General features: G+C 62.5%; 18 protein-coding genes. 15 read left to right on the top strand and 3 right to left on the bottom strand.

The window, feature by feature from the left end; all coding sequences use genetic code 11:
* Positions 1-7: 7 nt before the first annotated feature.
* Positions 8-2,104, top strand: a complete 2,097-nt coding sequence (locus IC757_RS01800) for an FHA domain-containing protein (protein ID WP_190975699.1) — start codon at positions 8-10, stop codon at positions 2,102-2,104.
* On the opposite strand, the gene IC757_RS01795 is transcribed toward IC757_RS01800, so the two are convergent.
* The gene (locus IC757_RS01795) at positions 2,076-3,680 is read right to left on the bottom strand and encodes a peptide chain release factor 3 (protein ID WP_190975698.1); all 1,605 of its coding nucleotides are present in this window, start codon (positions 3,678-3,680) and stop codon (positions 2,076-2,078) included. The two genes, IC757_RS01800 and IC757_RS01795, sit on opposite strands and share 29 nt — an antisense overlap.
* 707 nt (positions 3,681-4,387) lie before the next feature.
* On the opposite strand from IC757_RS01795, the gene IC757_RS01790 reads away from it, so the two are divergent.
* The 9 genes from IC757_RS01790 to IC757_RS01750 all read left to right on the top strand — a co-directional run bounded on the left by IC757_RS01790 (position 4,388) and on the right by IC757_RS01750 (position 15,541).
* A complete protein-coding gene (locus IC757_RS01790; protein WP_190975697.1) occupies positions 4,388-5,080 on the top strand; it encodes a CPBP family intramembrane glutamic endopeptidase in 693 nt (230 codons plus the stop codon).
* Positions 5,081-5,132: 52 nt separating this feature from the next.
* Positions 5,133-5,597, top strand: a complete 465-nt coding sequence (locus IC757_RS01785) for an AAC(3)-I family aminoglycoside N-acetyltransferase (protein WP_190975696.1) — start codon at positions 5,133-5,135, stop codon at positions 5,595-5,597.
* Positions 5,598-5,896: 299 nt separating this feature from the next.
* Positions 5,897-6,061, top strand: coding sequence for a hypothetical protein (locus IC757_RS01780; protein ID WP_190975695.1), 165 nt, complete (start codon positions 5,897-5,899; stop codon positions 6,059-6,061).
* A 36-nt stretch (positions 6,062-6,097) separates the two neighbouring features.
* Positions 6,098-7,621, top strand: coding sequence for a hypothetical protein (locus IC757_RS01775; protein ID WP_190975694.1), 1,524 nt, complete (start codon positions 6,098-6,100; stop codon positions 7,619-7,621).
* A 147-nt stretch (positions 7,622-7,768) separates the two neighbouring features.
* Entirely contained in the window at positions 7,769-9,511 is a 1,743-nt protein-coding gene (locus tag IC757_RS01770; protein ID WP_190975693.1) for a hypothetical protein, read from the top strand.
* Between the two features lie 210 nt (positions 9,512-9,721).
* A complete protein-coding gene (locus IC757_RS01765; protein ID WP_190975692.1) occupies positions 9,722-11,950 on the top strand; it encodes a hypothetical protein in 2,229 nt (742 codons plus the stop codon).
* A gap of 141 nt (positions 11,951-12,091) precedes the next feature.
* Positions 12,092-13,942: a leucine-rich repeat domain-containing protein gene (locus tag IC757_RS01760; protein WP_190975691.1), complete on the top strand. Its 1,851-nt coding sequence runs from the start codon at positions 12,092-12,094 to the stop codon at positions 13,940-13,942.
* 125 nt (positions 13,943-14,067) lie between these two features.
* Positions 14,068-15,237 carry an IS4 family transposase gene (locus IC757_RS01755; RefSeq protein ID WP_190974041.1) on the top strand — a complete coding sequence of 390 codons (1,170 nt, stop codon included), beginning with the start codon at positions 14,068-14,070 and terminating at the stop codon, positions 15,235-15,237.
* 55 nt (positions 15,238-15,292) lie between these two features.
* Positions 15,293-15,541, top strand: coding sequence for a hypothetical protein (locus IC757_RS01750; protein WP_190975690.1), 249 nt, complete (start codon positions 15,293-15,295; stop codon positions 15,539-15,541).
* Between the two features lie 113 nt (positions 15,542-15,654).
* Here the strand turns inward: IC757_RS01750 and IC757_RS01745 are convergent, their stop codons facing one another.
* A complete protein-coding gene (locus tag IC757_RS01745) occupies positions 15,655-16,575 on the bottom strand; it encodes a peptidoglycan DD-metalloendopeptidase family protein (RefSeq protein WP_190975689.1) in 921 nt (306 codons plus the stop codon).
* 144 nt (positions 16,576-16,719) lie between these two features.
* Positions 16,720-18,090: an L-serine ammonia-lyase gene (locus IC757_RS01740; RefSeq protein WP_190975688.1), complete on the bottom strand. Its 1,371-nt coding sequence runs from the start codon at positions 18,088-18,090 to the stop codon at positions 16,720-16,722.
* Positions 18,091-18,214: 124 nt separating this feature from the next.
* Between IC757_RS01740 and IC757_RS01735 the strand changes: the two genes are divergently transcribed.
* From IC757_RS01735 to IC757_RS01715, 5 genes are read left to right on the top strand one after another with little or no spacing between them, the layout of a single operon-like run.
* On the top strand, positions 18,215-18,445 hold the full coding sequence (locus IC757_RS01735) for a glutaredoxin family protein (RefSeq protein ID WP_190975687.1): 231 nt from the start codon (positions 18,215-18,217) through the stop codon (positions 18,443-18,445).
* 11 nt (positions 18,446-18,456) lie between these two features.
* The gene (locus IC757_RS01730; protein WP_190975686.1) at positions 18,457-20,280 is read left to right on the top strand and encodes a DegV family protein; all 1,824 of its coding nucleotides are present in this window, start codon (positions 18,457-18,459) and stop codon (positions 20,278-20,280) included.
* Complete coding sequence (gene plsY, locus IC757_RS01725) at positions 20,273-20,938, top strand: glycerol-3-phosphate 1-O-acyltransferase PlsY (protein WP_190975685.1); 666 nt, start codon at positions 20,273-20,275, stop codon at positions 20,936-20,938. The genes IC757_RS01730 and plsY overlap by 8 nt, the downstream gene beginning before the upstream one ends.
* The gene (locus IC757_RS01720; RefSeq protein WP_190975684.1) at positions 20,928-21,875 is read left to right on the top strand and encodes a biotin--[acetyl-CoA-carboxylase] ligase; all 948 of its coding nucleotides are present in this window, start codon (positions 20,928-20,930) and stop codon (positions 21,873-21,875) included. The genes plsY and IC757_RS01720 overlap by 11 nt, the downstream gene beginning before the upstream one ends.
* A complete protein-coding gene (locus IC757_RS01715) occupies positions 21,865-22,593 on the top strand; it encodes a type III pantothenate kinase (RefSeq protein ID WP_190975683.1) in 729 nt (242 codons plus the stop codon). Before IC757_RS01720 ends, IC757_RS01715 begins: the two co-directional genes overlap by 11 nt.
* Positions 22,594-22,599: the final 6 nt, after the last annotated feature.

Here is a 22,599-nt window from a genome sequence, read left to right as displayed (position 1 = left end):
GCACGCCATGAACCAGCGCAGCACCCGTCACGAACACCGGCGCTCGGCATTAAGCCTGCGCGCACTGAGCCCGGCACCGCTGGATGCCGAGCACCGCCTGACAGAACGGGCGATCATCATCGGCCGTGATCCCGACCAGGCCGACCTGGTGTTGAGCGCGGGACGAGTATCGCGTCAGCATTGCCGCGTCGAGCCGAGCGAGCGAGGCTGGCGCATTGTGGACATGGACTCCACCAACGGCGTATACGTCAATGGTGTGTACATCGACAGCCGGCACGACTTGCAGCGCGGCGATCTGATCGGCCTGGGACGACCCAATCCACCCGACTTCGAGCTGGCCGCCAGCCAGGGTGGCCTGCGCAGCGTGACACTCAAACCCGGCCAACGCTGGCTCATCGGCCGGGCGCCGGATTGCGACGTCGCTCTGCCCGCCGATCCGACTGTCAGTCATCACCATGCCGAGTTGCAGCGCGTCGACGGCGAGCTGCACATTCGCGACCTTGGAAGTCTCAATGGCATCCGCATCGACGGTCGGCCCTGCCCCAGGCAGCATACCTGCCCGCTGAGCGACGAACAGTGGGTCGAGCTGGGCAGTAGCCGCATGTCGGTATTGCCGCTGGATGATGGCGGCGCCCTGGTCACCGTGGCCGACCGTCCGTCCGGGCTGCGGCTGCACTTGCAGGGACTCAGCGACCCCGGTATAGGGCCAGACCCCGTGGAGTCCACGGTGGAGGCCGGCAGTCTGGCTGGCATATCTCTGCAACGACCACGACAGGCCACGGCACTGCTCGCCATGATCGCCGGCCGTCGCCGGCCCGAACGGGGACAGATACTGCACGATGAGTTCCCGCCCGCCAGTGAACTGGCGGGACGCAGCCAGCGGGTCGGTTACGTTCCGGCAAGACCTGCACTGGAACCCCGCCTGACTGTATGGCAGCACCTGGACTACACATCGCGACTGCGGCTGCCGCCCGACATGCGTCGAGATCGGCGCGAGAATCTGCTGGCCACCAGCCTGGCGCAACTGGGCATGGAGGCGTTTCGAGACACTCGCCTGGACCGGCTCGATCCGGCCCACCGCCGCCTGGTGGCCATTGCAGCCGAACTGATCATCCGCCCTGCCCTGCTGTGCCTGGACCGGCCACTGGATGGGCTGGACGCGACCCAGCGCGGCCAGCTCATGCACCGACTGCGGCAGTTGACGCGAACCGGCACAACCGTTGTCCTGAGCGGCATCGAACGACTGGACCCGGCGCGACTCGACCACATCATCGAGCCGGCAAAGCAGGCTGACGCCGTCGATCCACCCCCGGCGGTGAATGGCACGGACCCCGATGCTGCTCGAAGCGCACGCCAGACCCTGCGCCTGCACAGAATCCGCACCCTGTTTGACCGCCAGTGCCGGCTCCGGCTACTCGATCCCGGCACCCTGGTGTTGTATCTGCTGCTGCCCATACTGCTGACCCTGGCCGCCAGCGCCCTGGCCCTGCCCTACCAGCCCCTTGCAACCATCATGCTGACCGTGGCCATGGCAACGACGCTGTTTACCGCAGCTCCGGAAATCGGCGCCGACCGGGAACGCCTGCGCGCGGAGGTCCACGGCGGCGTCCTGCCCCTGGAAGACCTGATTGCCCGCCTGTTGTTCGTATGGCTGGTTGCAGTCGGCCAGGTCGCGGTGGCCGGCGGCGGCATGGCATGGCTGTCGGGACTGGACACAAGCAGCGCGGTCGCACTATTGGGCGCCATGCTGGCCGTGGCCGTGGCCGGCTCGGCCCTGGGGCTGATGCTGGGGACCATTGACCCGACCCGTGCCCGACTGGTCATGCCGCTGGCTGCCGCCCTGGTCGTGCTGCAATGGATCGTTATCACCACGGTGGCACCGGATGAAGCCGTGAGCGGGTGGCTGTTTGGCCGCATCCGCGAGATATTGCCGGTCTACTGGGGCCTGGAACTAGAGACGATGCTTCTCGCCGGCACGGATCAGGAACCCCGCCGGGCCATTCGCGCCGCCGCCTTCCTGGTCGGTCAGATCGTCACCTGGTTGCTGATCGCGCGTGGCCTGCTCGGCCGACGGCTCAGTCGTCAGTCGTCACGTACACGCTGACCTCGCGGGTGGCGCGGAAAGTGATTTCCGGGTGGCGCTCCTCGGCCAGCTGCAGGTTGACGCGGGTCGGTGCCAGGTAGACCAACTGCCCGCCGCCATCCTCGGACAGGAACTGCTCGTTCTTGTTGCGGAATTTCTCCAGCGCCTTCTCGTCATCCGAACTCACCCAGCGGCAGGTGGCCACGTTGACCTGCTCGAACACGGCCTCGACGTTGTACTCGGCTTTCAGCCGGTAGGCGACCACTTCGAACTGCAGCACTCCGACCGCGCCCAGAACTAGGTCGTTGCCGAGCAGGGGCTTGAAGAACTGCGTCGCGCCTTCCTCTGACAACTGGGTCAGACCCTTGGTCAGAGCCTTGAGCTTGAGCGGGTCTTTCAATTGCACGCGCCGGAACAGTTCAGGCGCGAAGCTGGGAATGCCGGCGAATTGCAGCTTCTCGCCCTCGGTAAAGGTATCGCCGATGCCGATGGTGCCGTGGTTGTGCAGACCGACGATATCGCCGGGATAGGCATACTCGGCCGTGGCGCGTTCGTCGGCCATGAAGGTCAGCGCACCGTGGGTGCGCTGTTCCTTGCCCAGGCGCACGTGATGCAGTTTCATCCCCTTCTCGAACACGCCCGAACACACCCGCATGAAGGCCATGCGATCACGGTGGGCCGGGTCCATGTTGGCCTGCACCTTGAACACGAAGCCGGTGCACTTGTCCTCGGCCGGCTCCACCGCACGGCCCAGGGTGGCCCGCGCCTGCGGCGCCGGGGCGTGTTCGACGAATTCATCCAGCAGCGGGATGACGCCGAAATTGTTCAGCGCCGAACCGAAGAACACCGGCGTCTGCTTGCCCGCCAGATAACGCTCCAGGTCGAAATCGTGGCTCGCGCCCTGGACCAGTTCGATCTCGTCTCTGAGCTCGTCGGCCGTCTCGCCCAACGCTTCCCTCGCTTCCGGTGAGTCGATGCCGGAAATGATGCGCGGGTCCTGGCGCATGTAGTTCTTGCCCGACTCGTAGAGGTGAATCTCGTCGCGGATCAGGTGATAGATACCTTTCAGACGCCGTCCCATGCCGATCGGCCAGGTCACCGGCGCGCACTCGATGCCCAGCACCTCCTCGACCTCGTCGAGCAGCTCGATCGGCTCGCGGCCCTCGCGGTCGAGCTTGTTGATGAAGGTAAAGATCGGCGTGTCGCGCATGCGACAGACCTCCATCAGCTTGATGGTGCGCTCCTCCACACCCTTGGCGCAATCGATCACCATCAGGGCCGAGTCGACGGCGGTCAGCACCCGGTAAGTGTCCTCCGAGAAGTCCGCGTGACCGGGTGTATCGAGCAGGTTGACGATGCGCTCGTGGTAGGGAAACTGCATCACCGAGGAGGTAATCGAGATGCCGCGCTCCTTCTCCATCTCCATCCAGTCGGAAGTGGCATGGCGAGACGCCTTGCGCGACTTCACCGACCCGGCCAGCTGAATCGCCCCGCCGAACAGCAGGAACTTCTCGGTCAGCGTGGTCTTGCCGGCATCCGGGTGCGAGATGATGGCAAAAGTGCGTCTGCGCGCGATTTCATCGTCCAGTCGAGACATGATCAGGGCCGTCGGTCAAACTCATAATTGTAACTTGCGGGGCAGGCCATTTTGCACCAACCGCACAGCGAATGTTTCCCTCACAAACGCACTTCCTGATTTGCATATTCCAACATCGTCTTTCATTCTGTCCGGGATCCTGGGATCCTTGAACCGTGGACCGCATTTGCCAGCATTGGCGAGGTTGCCATGAAGGTTCTTAACCTACACCAGCGTGAACTGAACGCACCGGAGGAGGACGTAGCCCGCTTGTTGGACTCACTGGCCTCCGATGAAGATCTCTTGTGGCCGACAGAATGCTGGCCCCCATTGAAACTGGACGCTCCACTCGGAACAGGCGCAAGTGGCGGGCACGGCCCTGTCAGGTACTGGGTGGTGGAGTACAAAGCCGGAAGCCGAATCACCTTTCGGTTCACCGCACCCAGAGGATTCAACGGCCAGCATTCCTATCAGATCCAGACTAGCGGGAACGGCATCAGTGTGCTCAGTCATTGCTTGGAAATGAAGGCGACAGGTGGGGCGCTATTGAGCTGGCCCCTGATCTTCAGACCACTTCACGATGCCCTGATCGAAGACTCGCTAGCCAAGGCACAAGCCAGTCTCGGATTGAAACCCAGCGTTACACCGTGGTCGCTCTGGGTGCGTTTTCTGAGGTGGCTGATTTCCCGCGGCAGTGCGACAAAACAGCGCATCGCGAGTGAAGTGCCGTGACCGACAGGGCAATTGAGTCGCGGAGTACCGGCAACCCTGATCACCGCCTGTCGTGGCACATCACATTGATCGGACTGCTGATTGCATACAGCCCGCTGTATGTCATTAAGGTGCTGGAACACCTGGGCGCCTCCTGGCAACTGATTCAGGGCCCGCAAGCCGTACTCGTGGTGAACTGGCTTGCCGTGCTGGTGCTTTTTGTATTCATGTTCACTGTTGAAACGCGACCGTTGTCCTCGATTTCATTCAGGCGCCCGAATGCCGGCGACATACAGTGGGCTCTGATCTTCTGGGGAGTTTCCACCGGATTCTCAGGGTTCCTGCATTCGGTTCACCCACCGCCACCGTCCGAGGGGATGGACATTATGCTATCCCTGTCCCTGCCGGTTTTGGTTGCCATAATCCTCACGACTTCGATCAGCGAGGAAATACTTTTCAGAGGCTACTCGGTCGAGCGCCTGACCGAACTGACCCGAACGCCATGGTTGGCCATTGTCGTTAGCATGTTCCTCTTTGTCACACCTCATATCGTTTTCTTCGGCAGCCAGTGGCTTACATACCATGGGCTCACGGTTGCACTCATATATGTGCTCTATGTCTGGCGCCGAAACATCTGGGCATGCATGCTCATGCATTTGCTTGGGAACGCGATGATTCTTATCCCCGCGCTTGGTCTAGCCTCGGCCTGACAGAAATTCAACCGGAACCAACTGAAGATTCGGCCCACCTCGGGAGAGAAAGATGTATCGCATTCGCACACTCAGGGAAGGCGATGTCCAGTTGATTAGATCTCTGCTGGACGTGTTTGGAGCAGCATTCGACGAAGAGGAAGTCTATTGCCACAAGCAACCGGACGACAACTATCTCGGCACCCTACTAGCCAACGAATCTTTCATCGCTTTGGTTGCAATGGATGGCGACAAGGTTATCGGTGGAATAGCTGCCTATGAACTGAAGAAGTTCGAACAGGCACGTAGCGAGATTTATATCTATGACCTGGCAGTGGCCGAGGACTATCGCCGACAGGGAGTCGCCACCGCGCTGATCCGGAACACCGCGAAACTGGCCAGAGAAATTGGTGCACATAGCACCTTCGTGCAAGCGGATCGGAACGATCGGGCTCCCATCGCCCTTTACTCCAGACTCGGAGCGGCCGAAGAGGTGCTCCATTTCGATATTCGGATAGACGAACCCGCCAATCAATGACCACGTCGGGACCCCTCCCCTGGCGGACAGGAGGTCGCGATCGAAATTACTAATGACATGCATATGCCCACCGGCGAATTCTTCGTCGATGATTTTGATCCCGAAACGATCAAACTGTTGCCCTCGGACAGCTCATACCGACCTTCCTCAATGAAGACGAAGCCACTATCGTCTGGGAAGGCGACATGGACGGCTTCATCGAATCCGGTCGGCGAGATGTTTCGTCGACCGGATACGTTGATGGTCAGAGGACCGAAGCGGTACACTGTTGAACGCGCAATGAACAAAGTGTTGGCCACATGAATTCATCCCGCCTCTACTGGATTCTCCTTACCTGGATACTCGCGGTTCTCGCCAGTCCCGCACATACTCTCAGCCCACCGCCACCGCAGCCCGATGACGAATTGCTGCCGATGCTCTATTCGCTGCTCGACGGCGACAACTGGCACCGCAACGACGGCTGACTGGACGACGACGTGCACTGGTGCGAGTGGTACGGAGTGACCTGCAGCGAGGACGATTTCTGGGGCTACTACGAATTCCTGGCGCTGGAGCTGCCCGATAACAACCTCTCCGGCGAGGTGAACGAAGAGCTGGTCTGGCTGCTGCTCAAGCACCTACCGCCACGCGAACAGCTCGATCTGGCCAACAACGATATTGGCGGGGCGCTGCACCACTTTCCAATCCTCACCGGCAACGTCGATCTGTCCGGCAACCGCCTGGCCGGCCCGCTCCCGGCATTTGATCCGGACATCCACCCCCTGATCGACCAGCATCTGCTTTTGGCACGCAACCGGTTCGAGGGTGCCGTGCCAGAGAGCTGGAAGGAATTGCGACTGCGTCGACTCGACCTGTCCGACAATCTTCTGGACGACGGCTTTCTCCATGCCTTTCACGCCGTAAGCGATGTCGACAGCGGCAAAAGCCACCTTGACCTGGGCGGCAATCGCTTCAGCGGCGAGCTGACCTCCGCCATCTTCATCGCCGACCTCAACCCGAACGATCAGGGCAATGTCGGCGGCGGGCTGCGAATCTGCTTCAACGACTTCACCGTGGCCGATGACGACGTCGCTGAATGGATCGCCGGGCACCACGCCGGCGGGCCGGAGTTCGAGCAATGCCTGGGCCGCGAGCGTGCCGACATGACGGCCGACATCAGCGGCAGCTGGTTCAATCCCGACTTCGACGGCGAAGGCGTGGCCCTGCAACTGCTCGATACCGGCGCCCCGCTGCTCTACAGCTTCAGCTTCGACCGGCAGGGCCGGCAGCAATGGCTGTTCGAGGTCGGCCATGGCGCCCCGCAATCCTTCCAGTGGGAGCGGCTGATGGAAACCCGCGGCGACTTCGGCCAGGGCTTTCGTTTCGACGGCGACTACCCCCTGATGCGCGGCATGACCCGGATGCGGTTCGACCGCCTGGACAACGATCTGCTGCACGTGGAACGCAACTACTACGACATGGCCGCCTGCGGACCGTTGGAGTACGCCGACCCCGACCGTCCACCCACCATGCCCTGCCCACCCCCGCTCTACGCCGACCGCCTCGACTACGACCGCCTGACCGAATTGGCCGGCACGAGCTGCGACAACCAGACCGGTTACCAGCAGTATTCCGGCGCCTGGTACAACCCCGAACAGCCCGGAGAAGGCTTCGTCGTCGAGGTGCTGGAGGATGATCAGGCACTTGTCTACTGGTTCACCTACGCCGCCGACGGTTCGGGCTACCAAGCCTGGATGACGGGCGTCGGCCGCATCGGCCACCCGCCGCCGATCATCGGAACCCCGCCACCACCGCCTCCCGATACGCCACTGGAGGTCGAAACCCTGTGGCAGCCCATCGGCGCCACCTACGGCCCCGACTTCGACCCGACCGATGTCGAACGCATCGATTGGGGCTGGCTGGGCATCCAGTTTGACGACGCCGACTCCGGCCATGTCTACTTCGAAAGCCACCTGGAAGACTTCGGCACCGGCGACTTCCCCATCGAGCGCCTGGCCCGGCCGAAGCTGGCTGAGTGCGACTGACCGGCTTGTAGCAGTCATGACCTGCCGGAAATTTCATGATGGAGTGTAGACCGGGGTTGCATCCCCGGTTCAGCGAGTATTCATTGCAACCGCCTATGGTTTTGGTTCAAGATTCCAAAGAGTAGGGGCAATGTAGGGAGAAAGTGTATGAGCAATAGCAGGCACGGGATACACCGATTCAACCGGATAGTCACGATCGTCGCCATCGGGTTTTGCGCCGGGCCGCTGGCCGTGATGACAGCACAGGCCCTCAGCCCTCCGCCACCTTTACCCGTCGAAGCACTGGAAGATTTCTACGAGGCCATGAACGGCGACGACTGGCATCGCAATGACGGCTGGCTGGATGAAGAGGTGGATGTCTGTGACTGGTACGGCATCACCTGTGTCGTCGAAGGCATCCAGTTCGGGGGGTTCACCTGGGTGGGTGAGATCCGACTGTCAGACAACAACCTCAGTGGCGAACTGACCCCGGAGGTGATCGAACGCTTCAATCACCCGAACTGGTCCCCCGTCCCCAGCCGTCTACTGGACTTGTCCGGCAACGATATCTCCGGCAAACTGTCGATGCTTCTGGAACGCATCCCCGTGGTCAGGCTCGCCGACAACCAACTGACCGGTCCCTTACCAACAATCGGCGACAGCGACGACGATTTCGATCTTCATGAACTAGACCTCGCCGGCAACGCTTTTGAAGGCACGATCCCCGAAAACTGGGCGCAACTGAACCTCGACCACCTGGACCTGGGCGACAATCTTCTGGAAGGCGACATCGCACCGGCCGTGGCGGCCATGACGCTGGACGAGACCATTCACCTGCGCCTGGCCGGCAATCAGTTCACCGGCCCCATCCCCGAGGAACTGATGGCGCTCGATCCCCACCCGCTCGATGGCAGCCGCACCGGCCCGGTCGAAACCCTGTGGTCGGCCGCCTTCCCGCCCGGCCTGGACCTGTGCTGGAACGACTTCGAAACACCGGATGCCGAGCTAGCCGAGTTCATCGATGCCCATCACCACGGTGGTGGCCTGGAAAACTGCCAGCGCCAGCGCCTGGCCATGGACCCCACCGTCAGCGGTTCGTGGTTCGACCCGGAACGCGACGGCGAAGGCTTCGTCCACCACCTGCTGGAAAACGGCCAGGTATTGCAGTACTGGTTCACCTTCCCTCGCCAGGCCGACCAGCAGCAGGCCTGGCATTTCGGCGTGGCGCCGGCACGGGAGACCTCGGTACGCTTCGAGCACCTATACACCTCGACCGGTCGTTTCAACGACGGTCGAGATGACCTGGAAGCCTCGCCCTTCCGGCTCTCGGTCAACCCGGTCGGCAATCATCGCCAGACAATCGACTACAGCCGCTCCATCATCCGCGGCGGCAGCGTGTCCGGCCTGGTTTCTTACGGACTGGAATCGAACCGGGCCGACCATGTACCACTGACCCGCCTGGCCGGCTCTACCTGCGACAACCAGCGTCCGGATCAATGGCTGTCCGGCGCCTGGTACGACCCCGAACGCGACGGCGAGGGCTTCGTCGTCGAGGTCAACGAGGATGGCCGCGCCGTGGTGTACTGGTTTACTCATACCCCGGACGGGTCAGGCGAGCAGGCGTGGATGATGGGCACCGGGGAAATCAAGAGCGGGGTAATTAACATTCCGCCGCCTGGTCTTCCGACACATACAATCGTGATCGACAGCATGGCCCGGCCGACCGGAACCCGATTTGGAGCTGATTTCGAGCACGAGGACATCGTCTGGGAAGACTGGGGCAGGCTGGGTATTGAATTTTTCCGCGATCGAACCGGTCACGTCTACTGGGACAGCAACGACGACGGTTTCGGCAGCGGCGATCATCCAATCGAGCCACTGGCCCGACCAATGCTGGCCGAATGTGACTGAAACAATGCCTGGCCGGCCGCTGGAATTGACCCGCTGCGCCAGCCGGTCAGGGCCGGGAGGATGCACTGAGGGCCTCGCCACCGCGTTGAACCGAAGTGCATCCTCCCGGCCCTGACCGGCCTCGAAGCCAAAGTGTTGGCCAATTGCAAGACTGGGGTAAGGTATTGGGGCTGATTTGTAGTTCAGATGTTAGGGGGAAGGAGCTGGGAGATGATTGAAGCAAGTGCAAGAGCGATTCTGTTTTGTGCGGCCCTCACCTTGGCCGGGGCGGCAAGCGCACAGGTCTCGGAGACCGAGCGCGACGCGCTGATCGACCTATATCACGCCACCGGCGGTGAGGACTGGCACAACAACGAGGGCTGGCTGGGCGAAGAGGGCAGTGAGTGTGACTGGCATGGCGTCCACTGCTGGGGCGAGGCCGACAACGACGCTTACGTGAGCAACCTGCTTCTGCCCGGCAACGGGCTTGGCGGCGAGCTACCTGAGTCACTCGCCGGCCTCGAGCGCATCCGGAGGATCAACTTGCGCGCCAATCAGATCGGTGGCCCGGTGCCGCCGTCGCTGGCCGAATTGCCCGACCTGGACTGGCTGGACCTGGGCGGTAACCGCCTGACCGGGCCGGTGCCCGGAGCACTGCTCGACAGTCCGGGCGTAAACATCAACTTGAGAGACAACCAGCTCGACGGCTACACCGACCCCATTGCAACCCCGCAGGGGTCGATCAGTCTCGATCTGAGCGGCAACCCGATTGGCAGCCTGCCGCCGGCAAGCTGGCGCGACTCCGGTGCCCTGAGCGCACTGGAACTCAATCGCACCGCACTGAGCGGAGAGATCGATTTCGGCGATCGCCCCTGGCCAGGGCTGAGCCTCCTGTCTCTCGAGGGCAACACCATTAACAGCGTGACCCCTGGGATACTTCCGGATCTGCGCCACCTCTACCTTGCCGACAATGACATCAGGGGACCGTGGCCGGTCGACGGCCTGGAGATTCCCGAACTGCGCGTACTGGACTTGACGGGCAACGGACTTGAGTCGTCGCCGATCGGCCTTTCCGGACACCCCGCACTGGAGGAGTTGTACCTGGGCCGAAACACACTGCACGGGCAGGACCTAGCGCCGCTGTTTACCATCGAGACCCTGCGCACGGTCGAGCTGCACAAAAACCCGTTGCAGGCGTTGCCAAGCAGCTTGCCGAATGAGGCTTCCCCGCTGCTGCGCTTGAAGCTCGCCAGTGCCGCACTGGCCGGTGACCCGCCCGAGTGGTTCGGCGAGCTGTCACTGCGCAACCTGGACCTGTCCGGCAATCGCCTCGACGGCGATATCGAACCGTGGCTGACTGCAGTGCAAGACGAGCGCTGGGTAAGCCTCGACCTGTCACGCAACCGTTTCGAGGGCCCGGTACCCGAAGCCCTGATGGAGATCGATTTTGCCCACCGGAACCTGTCGTCCGGTCCGGGGCTGAACCTGTGCTGGAATCATTTCGACCAGCCCTTCGAGGCCGATATCGACGAGTTTCTGACGCAGGTTCACATTGCCGGTAACCCGTCGGACTGCAATGGCCGGGAGTTGGCCGACATCGACCTCTCCATCAGCGGCAGCTGGTACAACCCGGAGCGATCCGGCAAGGGCTACACGGTCATGCTGCTCGACAACGGCGAACTGTTGCACTACTGGTTCGGCTATCCACCGCATATCGACTTGAGGGTCGACCAGCAAATGTGGTCGTTCCAGGTTATCGAGCCGGCGGCCGAGGCCGCCATCCATCCGCCCTCGCTGGTCCCGTACGGCGGTCGCTTTGGCCACGGCCTGGGCGCGGGCAACATCTGGCCCTACGGGCAACGGCAACTCGAGATGGTCCACCGGACCGACGACTCCCTCAGCATACTTTCTGGCTGGCATGCCCAGGGACGGCACATCATTGTCGATCCCCCGCTACCGCCCATTCAGGAGCGTCTCGAACACGTTCGGCTGACCGAACTCGCCGGCACCACCTGCAACAACCAAAGCCCCTTCCAGGAATACTCCGGTGCCTGGTACAACCCGGATACCCCCGGGGAGGGGTTCATACTCGAAGTACTGCCCGACGATCGCGGCCTGGTCTACTGGTTCACATACGCTCCCGATGACTCCGGCCGCCAGGCCTGGATGATCGGCGACGGCTACTTCGAACCGAATTCCGACCCCATTATCGGTGTGCCGCCGCCGGGCACACCACTGGCCCGGCTCGAGATCGAACAACTCGTCCAGCCGGTCGGCACCGTACTGGGACCGAATTTCGACAGTGATGCGATCGACTACATCGACTGGGGAAGCCTGGTGCTGGAATTTGTTGTCGGCGACACCGCCAACGCTTACTGGAACAGCGGACTCGAAGCGTTCGACAGTGGTGGCTACTCACTTGAACGCCTGGCTCGGCCGATGCTGGCAGAGTGTGAGTGAATCGTGATTGGAAGAACGAGTCCGGGACCAGCCGAACGAATGCGCCAGCCGGGCACGGCCGAGCTTGAGGCCGAAAGGGACGATGGCATGCATTGGGTTCAGGATGGGCGGTGGATCGTTGGTTTTTGCAGGAGTTGAAGCATGAATCTGTGGCGTATTTTCAGTGGGCTGATGATACTGGTGCTGTGTTCGGTTCTCGGGCAGGCCGAGGCCCAGGTGACCGACGGTGAACGCGAGGCGCTGATCCGTCTGTATGACGCCACCGGTGGCGATCAGTGGAAACTCAGGATGGGCTGGCGTGGAGCCAGGGGGACCGAATGCCAGTGGTATGGCATCGTCTGCAATCCAGGCGACGGGGAAGTGCGCCATGTCACGCAAATCCTTTTGACCGACAATGGCTTGACCGGCAGTCTGCCGGCATCGTTAGGCGAACTGGAGCACCTGGATACACTTCGGCTTTCGCGCAATGCGCTGCAAGGTACGATGCCCGGAACCCTTTGGCACCTGAACCAGCTGCGTTCCCTTTCACTGGCCGAAAACAATCTGCTGGGACAAATACCGGGTGCCTTGCTGGATCACCCGATGCTCAGCCTCAACCTGTCCGGCAACCGCTTTTCAGGCTTTTCGGCACCGGGCTCGACACCCCACTGGCCCTCCGAGCCACGCAGCATGCAGCTGGCCGACAACCGCTTCCAGGAACTGCCTCCGGCGGCCTGGCGAGAGCATGGTCGGATCAAGCTCCTGGACCTGTCGGGGAATCAACTCGGTCCGATTCTGGACCTGGATGAGGCGCCATGGCCCGAGCTGGAAACCCTGCGGCTTTCTGGCAACGACATCGAGCAAGTGCATAACATGGCATCCAGCCTGCTGCCCGACCTCAGGATACTGGACTTGTCCGACAATCGAATCGAGCCCTGGCCGCTGGCCGATGCGACCTTCGAGAAGCTGGAGCAGTTGAAGCTGAATCTTAACAAGCTGAACGAGCTGCCCGACTCCCTGCTTGAACTCGAGCAACTCGAAACACTCAATCTGGGCAGCAATCAACTGGCCGGCGAGCTGCCGGAATGGTTCGCCGAGCTGTCGCTGCTCGGGCTTGGCCTGGGCAACAACGAACTCGAAGGTCCGATCGACCGCCTGTTCGCGGCCCTGGACGTGGACAGCATCGTACTGCCCCAACCGGATGGGCCGCCGGGCGTTTCAGATCGACTTCGCCTGCACGCGCACAACAATCCTTTCGACGGCAGCCTCCCCGATGACCTGGATTACCGCAAGTTCAACAGCCCCTACGGCCTGGCACCATCGGCCGTGTTCGGGCTGGACCTTTGTTTCACCGACGTCGAACTCCCGGCAGCGGAACTGCTGGATGAAATCAACCCCGTCCAGCGTGGCCACGACCTCGAGGCCTGCATCGGTCGCCAGCGCGTGTCGATGGACCTCGAAGCCGGGGGATCCTGGTTCGACCCGTCCCGCGCCGGCGAAGGCCTGACCCAGATGCTGCTGACCGATGGCCAGCTACTAACCTACTGGTTCACCTACGCCCCGGAGCAGGCAACGAGTACCGACCAGGAAGGTCAGACATGGATGCTCGCCATGGCCTCGCCGGGCGAGAGCTGGGTCGAGCACACCGGATTCCAGATTCCCCAAGGGGGTCGCTTCAGCATTGGCCTGGAAGGGCAACGGCCACAACCACAACGCTGGTCTGCGACCACACGCCAGGACCGCACGGCGGCCGACGAAATCCATTTTTCCTATCAGCTCAATCATGGCTCGCTGTGCATCGCCTGGGGTTGCTCTCACAACGTCAAGTCAGGCCGGCACGATCTCATGCCGCTCACCCGCCTGGCCGGCACCCGCTGCGACAACCAGCAACCCAACCAGGCACTTTCGGGTGCCTGGTACAACCCGGATGCCAATGGCGAAGGATTCATCGTCGAAGTGCTCGACAATGGCCGCGGCGTGGTTTACTGGTTCACCTCACTAGTGTCCGGTTAAAAGTGCTCTGAATCCCGAAAATCGCATGTTTTACAGCACATTACAAGCGGAAAAAGGTGTCCCCGATTTGAACGCGGAGTTCGCGGTGTATAACCAAGCCGATACCGTGCCCTCCGGAGTGGCAAATGAACATCGGCAAGACGCTTTTTGCTCAGATTATGGATTTCCTTCCCTGGAAGACTTTCCACCGCACCGTCGACCGATACGACGGCAACCGGCGAGTGCGAACTCTGAGCTGCGCCGAACAGTTCCGCTGTATGGCCTTTGCCCAGCTGACCTACCGCGAGAGCCTGCGGGACATCGAAGCCTGTCTCCAGGTTCAGTCTGCAAAGCTTTACCACATGGGCTTTCGCCAGCCGATTCGTCGAGCAACTCTTGCCGATGCAAACGAGTCGCGAGATTGGAGAATTTACGGCGACTATGCCCAGCATCTGATTGCACAAGCGAGAAGCCTCTATGTCGACGAATCCATAAGCTCGGGTCTTCCCGATACGGTTTACGCACTCGACTCAACCACCATCGACCTATGTCTGTCGATGTTCCCATGGGCACCATTTCGCACGGCAAAAGCGGCAGTCAAACTTCATACCCTGCTGGATCTGCGCGGATCGATTCCCAGCTTCATTCATATCTCCGACGGCAAGCTGCACGACGTCAATGTTCTAGACTTGCTGATTCCGGAGGCAGGTTCGTTTTACGTGATGGATCGGGCCTACCTGGACTATGCTCGACTATTCAATCTGGCCCAGGCCGGCGCCTTCTTTGTAATCCGGGCCAAATCAAACCTGGACTTCCGGCGGGTCTATTCTGCTGCTACAGATCGGCAAGCTGGGCTGATCTGCGACCAAACTATTGCGCTCTGCGGCCAGCGTCCAAGCAAGTACTATCCTCAACACTTGAGACGCATTCGCTTCAAGGACCCGGAAACCGGAAAGACCCTGGTATTTCTCACCAATCAGTTCCAACTCCCGGCTCTTACGATCTGCGCGTTGTACAAAAGCCGGTGGCAGGTCGAGCTGTTCTTCAAGTGGATCAAGCAAAATCTCCGTATCAAGTGCTTCTTCGGCCGATCGGAGAACGCAGTCAAGACACAAATTTGGATTGCTGTGTCGACCTATGTGCTGATCGCCATCATCAAAAAGCGTTTGGACCTCGATATTTCGCTGCACGCAATGCTACAGATTATCTCCATAACTGTATTTGAAAAAACACAGTTGAAACAGGCGGTTACGATCGACCGAAGCGATCTGGATCAGATCAAAGACGGTAACCAATTGAATCTATTCGGCTTTTAAACCGGACACTAGTGGGTTCACCTATCAACCCGATCGGTCCGGCCACCAGGCCTGGATGATGGGCGACGGTGATTTCGAGGGCACCACGCTCACTATCGAGAACCTTATTCAACCCACCGGCACCCGCTTCGGCCCCGACTTCGATCCCGACGAGGTCGAGTTCACCCACTGGGGCAGCCTGGTGATGGCATTCGACGATGACTTGAACGGCCACATCTGGTACGACAGCGTGAACGAGGATTACGGATCGGGCGACTATTCGATCGAACGGCTGGCGCGGCCGATGCTGGCGGAGTGTGAATAATCCCGCTTGGCTGGCTGGCTCGCTTGGTTGGACCAGGTTGACGAGGTCGGGCCACGGGATTGAGTGAGGGCTGGTCTGTCCCAGTCAGCCGTTCACGGGCTTTGTAGCAGCGTTCAACGCGCCTCAAGCCTGAGCCCCTGGCGCGGCGTCACGCCACTCCCGTTCGTGCCCCCGAACTCGAAGGGCACCGACACCAGCTCCATGTTGCGGTTTTTCTGGACAACGAAATGCAGATGCGGGCCGGTGGTGAAGCCGGTGTTGCCGGATTTGCCGATCAGCTGGCCACGCTCGACGCGCTGGCCTGGCGCCACGCGCACGCCCTCGTAGTCGAGATGCGCATAGACGGCCATAGTGCCGTCGTCGTGAAGGAGGCGCACGAAATTGGCGCGGTCGCCGTAGCGTTCCATATCCTCGCCGGCACCGTGGAAATAACGCGCCTGGTCCATGACCACACCCTCGCGGGCCGCATGCACGGGCGTGCCCACCGGCATGGCGATATCGACGGCGTGATAGTTCGAGGGCTGATCGTGGCTGAAACTTCCCCCGAACGCCTGGCCGATGCGAAAGCGGGCGCCCTGAGAAAACGGTGCCCGATAGGGCTGCCCGGGCCGATGGGCAGCATCCGGACGACCCGGCAGCGATTCGGTTTCCAGGCGATAAGACCAGGACCGGTAGCGATCAAACGGGCCGATGGTGACCAGCTCCCGGTCTTCCAGCGGCCCCAGAACAAAAGTGTGCGGCAGCATCGGCTGGGTCACGACATTGTCCTGCTCCCCCAGCGCCACCCGTACGGCCAGCGGCCCGTGGGTACGATTGCGAAACATCCAGACCGGCGACTCCGATGGCCCGTGCCGACGCACGTCGAGCATCTCCTCCGGCTCGGCCACCGCCCGCTGAATGGTGACCTCACGCTCGGTCTCGGGCTGACGGTCGGTGAAATGCGTGACGCCGTGTTCGTCTTCGTAGATGTAAATCGTCTGAGCCCAAGCCGGCGTCGAAACCAGAGTCAGCGAAAACAGCAGGAGCAGAATCAACGATGTTGCGAATGGGGGAAAGGTGGAAAGGTAAGAGGTAAAAGGGGGAAAACCGGCTATCGCCACGCTACGATGCCACCAGCCCTCATCGCCTTTTTTCCTTTCACCTTTCACCTTTCACCTTTCACCTTTCATCCGAATGCTTCAGCACTCAATCACATTCACTGCCAACCCCCCCCGCGACGTCTCCTTGTACTTCGACTTCATGTCACGCCCGGTGTCCCGCATGGTCTTGATGACCTTGTCGAGCGACACGCGGTGCTTGCCGTCGCCGGCCAGCGCCATGCGGGTGGCGTTGACGGCCTTGACCGAACCCATGGCGTTGCGCTCGATGCACGGAATCTGCACCAGGCCGGCGACCGGGTCGCAGGTCAGCCCCAGATTATGCTCCATGCCGATTTCGGCGGCGTTCTCGACCTGGCTCATGTCGCCGCCGCGAGCGGCGGTCAGGCCGCCGGCGGCCATGGAGCAGGCCACGCCCACTTCGCCCTGGCAGCCCACCTCGGCACCGGAAATGGAAGCGTTTTCCTTGTAGAGAATGCCAATGGCACCGGCAGTAAGCAGAAACTCCAGCACCCCTTCCTCGTTCGAGCCGGGCACGAATCGCCGGTAGTAGTGCAACACCGCCGGAATGATGCCCGCCGCCCCGTTGGTGGGCGCGGTGACCACCCGTCCACCGGCGGCATTCTCCTCGTTGACGGCCAGCGCGTAAAGGTTGATCCAGTCGAGCTGGTCGAGATCATCCTTTTCCGCGCGCTCGTTGAGCTTGCGGTAGAGCTCAGGGGCCCGGCGACTGACCTTCAGACCACCCGGGAGATACCCGCTCTGGCGAATGCCTCGATCGACACAGTCCTGCATCGCTTGCCAGATGGTCAGCAGGCCGTCGCGGACCTCGGCCTCGCTGCGCCAGGCCTTCTCGTTCTCCATCATCACCTCGGCGATGCGCAGGTCATTGTCGCGACAGATGGCCAGCAACTCGTCGCCGGAGGAAAACGGATATCGCATGGGGGTATCGTCGGCCACGATGCGATCAGCCGCGGCCTCGTCGGCATTGACCACGAAACCACCGCCAACAGAGTAGTACTCGCCCTGTAGCAGCTCATTGCCGTCGCCATCGAAAGCCGTGAAGCGCATGCCGTTGGGATGATGCGGCAGGGTCTCGCGCTTGTGAAAGACCAGATCCTTGCGCTCATTCACTTCGATTTCGTGCCGTCCGGCCAGGCGCAGCCGTCCACTCTTTTCGAATTCGGCCAGGCGCGCGGGGACGTGATCCGGGTCGACCTGGTCAGGCACTTCTCCCTCCAGTCCCAGGATCACGGCCTTGTCGGTGCCGTGGCCCCGGCCCGTATGACCCAGCGAACCGTAGAGGCCCACCTTGAGACGGGCCACTTTCTCCAGGCAGCCGGCCTCCTCGAGACGCTTCAGGAAGATGCCGGCGGCGCGCATCGGTCCCACCGTATGCGAACTGGACGGACCAATACCGATCTTGAACAGGTCAAAGATACTGACTGCCATGCGTTGCGATCCAGAAAGTGCTGTATGAAAGCGTCATTCTACGCGCACTCCGATCTGCCCGCGACTGGACCCGCAGCCGCTACAATGGAATACTTGGCCACCGCAAGAAAATCGGGTTGTACCCATGACGCTCAAGCTCTACACGCGGCCGGACTGCGGCCTCTGCGACAAGGCACAGGCACTGCTGGCCGAAGGCGGCTTCGGCAGCCGGTACGAACTGGTCGACATCGAAACCGATATTGAACTGCTCGAACGCTACGCCACCCAGATCCCGGTCCTGTTCAATCCTGATACGGGCGAGAAGCTGACCTGGCCCTTTACCGCCTCGCAGGTACGCGACCTGGTCGAAGACTGAACGCTCGAACGGTGACCCGGGTCATTTCGCATATCGACGCAGCCCGCTTCGAGCAGGCCCTGCTGGCCGGCATCGCCAATGTGTTTCGGCGGCGCGATCACATCAATGCCATCAATGTCTTTCCGGTGGCCGATAGCGACACCGGCACCAACCTGGCCTTCACCCTGGCCAGTGTGCGCAAGGTACTGCTCGACCGTGATCATCGCAGCCTGCCCGAACTGCTTTCCCAGATCGCCGATGCCGCCCTGGACGGTGCCCGCGGCAATTCCGGGGCGATCATGGCCCAATACTTTCAGGGCCTGAGCGATTGCAGCCGTGATTTTCAGGTGCTCGACTCGAATCGCTTTGCGCGGGTCTCCACGGCCGGCGCACGTTCGGCCTGGAGTGCCATGGCCGAACCCGTACCCGGCACCCTGCCGACCGTGCTGGAAGACTTCGCCGACGAGCTCAACCGGCTGGCCGCCGATGGCGTCGACGACATCCGCGAGATGTTTCGCCAGGGGCTCATGCGCGCCCACCGCTCGCTGGCCGCCACGCCCGAGCAGCTTGCCGTGCTCAAGGATGCTGGTGTGGTCGATGCCGGTGCCCAGGGGTTTGTCGACCTGCTCGATGGCGTCTGGCGTTACATGCGCAGTGGACAGATCCCCGAGGTCCCGGAAAGCGAACATCGCGAGGGCATGCAGCCGGTGGCCGCGGCCGGCAGTCACGGCGCCCCCGAACAGCATCGCTTCTGCACCGAATGCCTGATCGAAGGCGACGGCATCGATGTCGATCGCCTGCGCAAGCAACTCATGGAACAGGACGCCGACTCCCTAGTGGTCGCCGGCGGACACCGGCGGGCCCGGGTCCACATCCATACCGATCGTCCCGGGGAAGTCTTTCGCGTCTGCGGCGAGTTCGGCGAGATTCGCCAGCAGAAGGCCGACGACATGACCCGCCAGCACGGCCTGATGAACCATTCGGGCCAGGTCGCCATCGTCACCGATTCGGCCGCCGACCTGCCCGAAGAGGAGATCGACCGGCTCGGCATTCATGTCGTTCCCGTGCGGCTGAGTTTCGGCGACGAGGAGTTTCTCGACAAGCTCACCATGAGCCCGGCCGAGTTCTACAAGCGCCTCGCCGAAAGCGACACCCATCCGCGCACCTCCCAGCCGCCCCCGGCGGATTTCCGGCGCCAGTTCGAACTGCTCACCTCGCACGGACTGGATGTGCTGGGCGTGCAGCTGTCACGCCGCCTCAGCGGCACGCTGCAGGCCGCCGAGTCGGCAGCCGAGCGGGTCGACCCGGCGCGTGTCGAAATTGTCGACACTCGCAATGCGGCCTGCGGCCAGGCGCTGGCGGTGCTCTGGGCGGCCGAGGCGGCCGAGCGCGGCTGGGAACGGATTGCCATCCGCACCCGCCTGGAAGAAACCATCGGCCAGTTCAAGACCTTCGCACTGGCGCGAGACCTGTCCTGGGGCGTGCGCGGCGGACGGATCAAACCCTGGATGGAAAAACTGGCACGCCGGCTCGGACTCAACCCGGTACTGTCGGCCACCGCGGACGGTCGCCTGGGTGCGCGCGGCGTGATCGCCGGGCGTGGCCGTGCCGTCGAACGGTTCGGGCGCTACCTCATCAAACGCATGGAGGCCCGGAAAACCTATCGCATGATCATCAGTCACACCAACGCCGAGAGTGATGCCCGGCAACTTCGGCAACAAATCCTGGCCGCCCGTCCGCAGGTGGATGCCTGCTGGATCGTCGAGGCCAGTCCGGCGGTAGGCGCCCACGCCGGACCGGGCACCCTGATTGTCGGCATGCATCCCTGGCATCCCCCGGAGCGGCGCAATGCCTGAAGTGCTGATGGCCGTGGCCCTGGGCTACCTGCTCGGTTCGATTTCCGGCAGCCTGCTGCTGGGGCGGCTGCGCGACATCGACATCCGCCAGCTCGGATCGGGCAATGCCGGCGGCACCAACGCCTTGCGGACGGTCGGCTGGCGCTTTGCCCTGGGCGTGGTGCTGATCGACGTGGGCAAGGGAATCGTCGCCGCCGGGCTGGCGCCGGCTATCGTGGCTTTGGTCCTGCCGGTGAACATGGACTTGGCCAGTCTGGCGGCTGCAGCCGGGCTGGCCGCGGTACTCGGACATGTCTGGCCGGTCTACTTCCGGTTCCGTGGCGGCAAGGGAGCCGGCACCGCCGTGGGCGTTGTGGCCATCGTCGCACCCTGGTGCCTGGCGCCGCTTCTGCTGGTCTGGGTGGTCACGATACTTGGCACCGGCTATGTCGGCCTGGCCACCGTTCTGGCCGGGCTGAGCCTTGTTCCGGCGATGTGGCTGCTGGGACCAGACCCCGTGCCACCGGCGCTGGGCGGGCTGGCCATCGCCCTGGCGGTGTTGCTGATCTATACCCATCGCGGCAACCTGGCTCGCCTGCTCAGCGGCTCGGAACACCGCTTCGACAAGGTGCGTCTGATGCGCCGACGAAAGAACCACCGGTCGTCCAATGAGCCCTGAAATCCAGGAACTCTATATCCGCCTGGCCGACGGCCAGCGCCACAACGGCGCGGCACTGGCCGAGGAGCTGGGCATCAGCCGCGCCGCGGTGTGGAAACGCATACAGTCTTTGCGCCAGCTTGGCCTGGCCGTTGCCGGCACCGCCGGTGATGGCTACCGGCTCGACCAGGCCATCGAGTTGCTCGATCCGGCGCTGATCCGCGAGCACCTCGGGCCATCGCGCATCCAGCTTGAAGTGGTCGGCGCGGTCGATTCCACCAATTCCCGGCTGGCCGACAGCAGGAATGTGCATGCCCGCGCCATTGTCGCCGAGGCCCAGAAGGCCGGTCGCGGCCGGCGCGGTCGAGATTGGCAATCGCCGCCCGGTGGGCTGTACCTGTCTCTGGGCTGGGAGTTCTCATCGGGCCTGGCCGGCCTGGCCCCTCTGAGCCTGGTGGTGGGCCTGGCCGCGGCCAGCGCCATCCGCTCCCTCGGTATCGATGGCATTCGCGTCAAGTGGCCCAACGACCTGGTCATTGGCGATGCCAAGCTCGGCGGCTGCCTGGTCGAGGTCAACGGTGCCGCCGAAGGTCCGTGCCGGGCCATTATCGGCATCGGCATCAACTGCCACCGGCCAGCCGGCACTGCCCTGGATCAACCGGTTACTGGACTGTCCGAGCACACGAACGCTTCGATGCGCAACCGGCTGGCCGGAAGCATTCTGAGCCGTCTCGAAACCGATCTGCCACGCCTGGACCGTGACGGATTCGAGGCGTTTCTGCCTGCCTGGCAAGACTTTGATGCGCTGGCCGGACGAACCGTCGAGATCCGCCGGGCCGCCAATGAAGACTTCAGTGGCCGGGCCGAGGGCATCGATGGCCAGGGCCGGCTCCTGGTGCGTCGAGACCATCGGGTACAGGCACTTGGCAGTGGCGAGGTGAGTGTCCGTGGCCGCTGACTGGCTGATCGATCTTGGACACAGCCGCATCAAGTGGGCGCGACTGGACCCGGCCGGCCAGCCTGCTGGCTTTGGCAGCGTTGCCCTGGCCGATCGGGCGGAACTTGAGCCGGTGCTGTCCGCTGCCCCCAACAGCCACCTCTGGGTTTCAGCCCAGACACGGCCCGAAGCGGCCCGCTGGCTAGTAGCCCTGGCCGAGAGACACGGACTGGGTATGACGAAGTTAACCACCGGTGCCGCCGAACTGCCGATAAAACCGTCCTACGACAGCCTGGGATGCGACCGCTGGCTGGCCGTGCAATGGCCCTGGCACCAGGACCAGGCCGCCCTGTGCGTGATTGACTGTGGCACCGCCGTGACCATCGACATTGTCGATGCCACGGGAAAACATCGGGGGGGCTGGATCATGGCCGGCCTGGCCACCGCGCGCGAAAGCCTGTTCGACAAGGCACCCGGACTGCCACGATCGGGAGAGGCGGATACGGCCGACATTCCGGCATGCCACAGCGGCCAGGCCATTGCCCGGGGCACGCTGCTGCAACTGGTCGGAGGCATCGAACGTGCCGTTGACGCCACCTGCGCCACCCTGGGCACCCGACCCGGGATCTGGGTGACCGGCGGCGACTCAGCCGCTATCATGCCGCTGACCCGACTGCAGTTCGGCACCGATGAACATCTTGTTCTGCGGGGGCTGGCCATGGTTGCCCGACAATGCTGAGTAATG

The sequence above is a fragment of the Wenzhouxiangella sp. AB-CW3 genome (genome assembly GCF_014725735.1).
Lineage (GTDB): Bacteria > Pseudomonadota > Gammaproteobacteria > Xanthomonadales > Wenzhouxiangellaceae > Wenzhouxiangella.
Note: the sequence above shows the minus strand (reverse complement) of the source record. Positions and strands in the feature narration are given on the sequence as shown.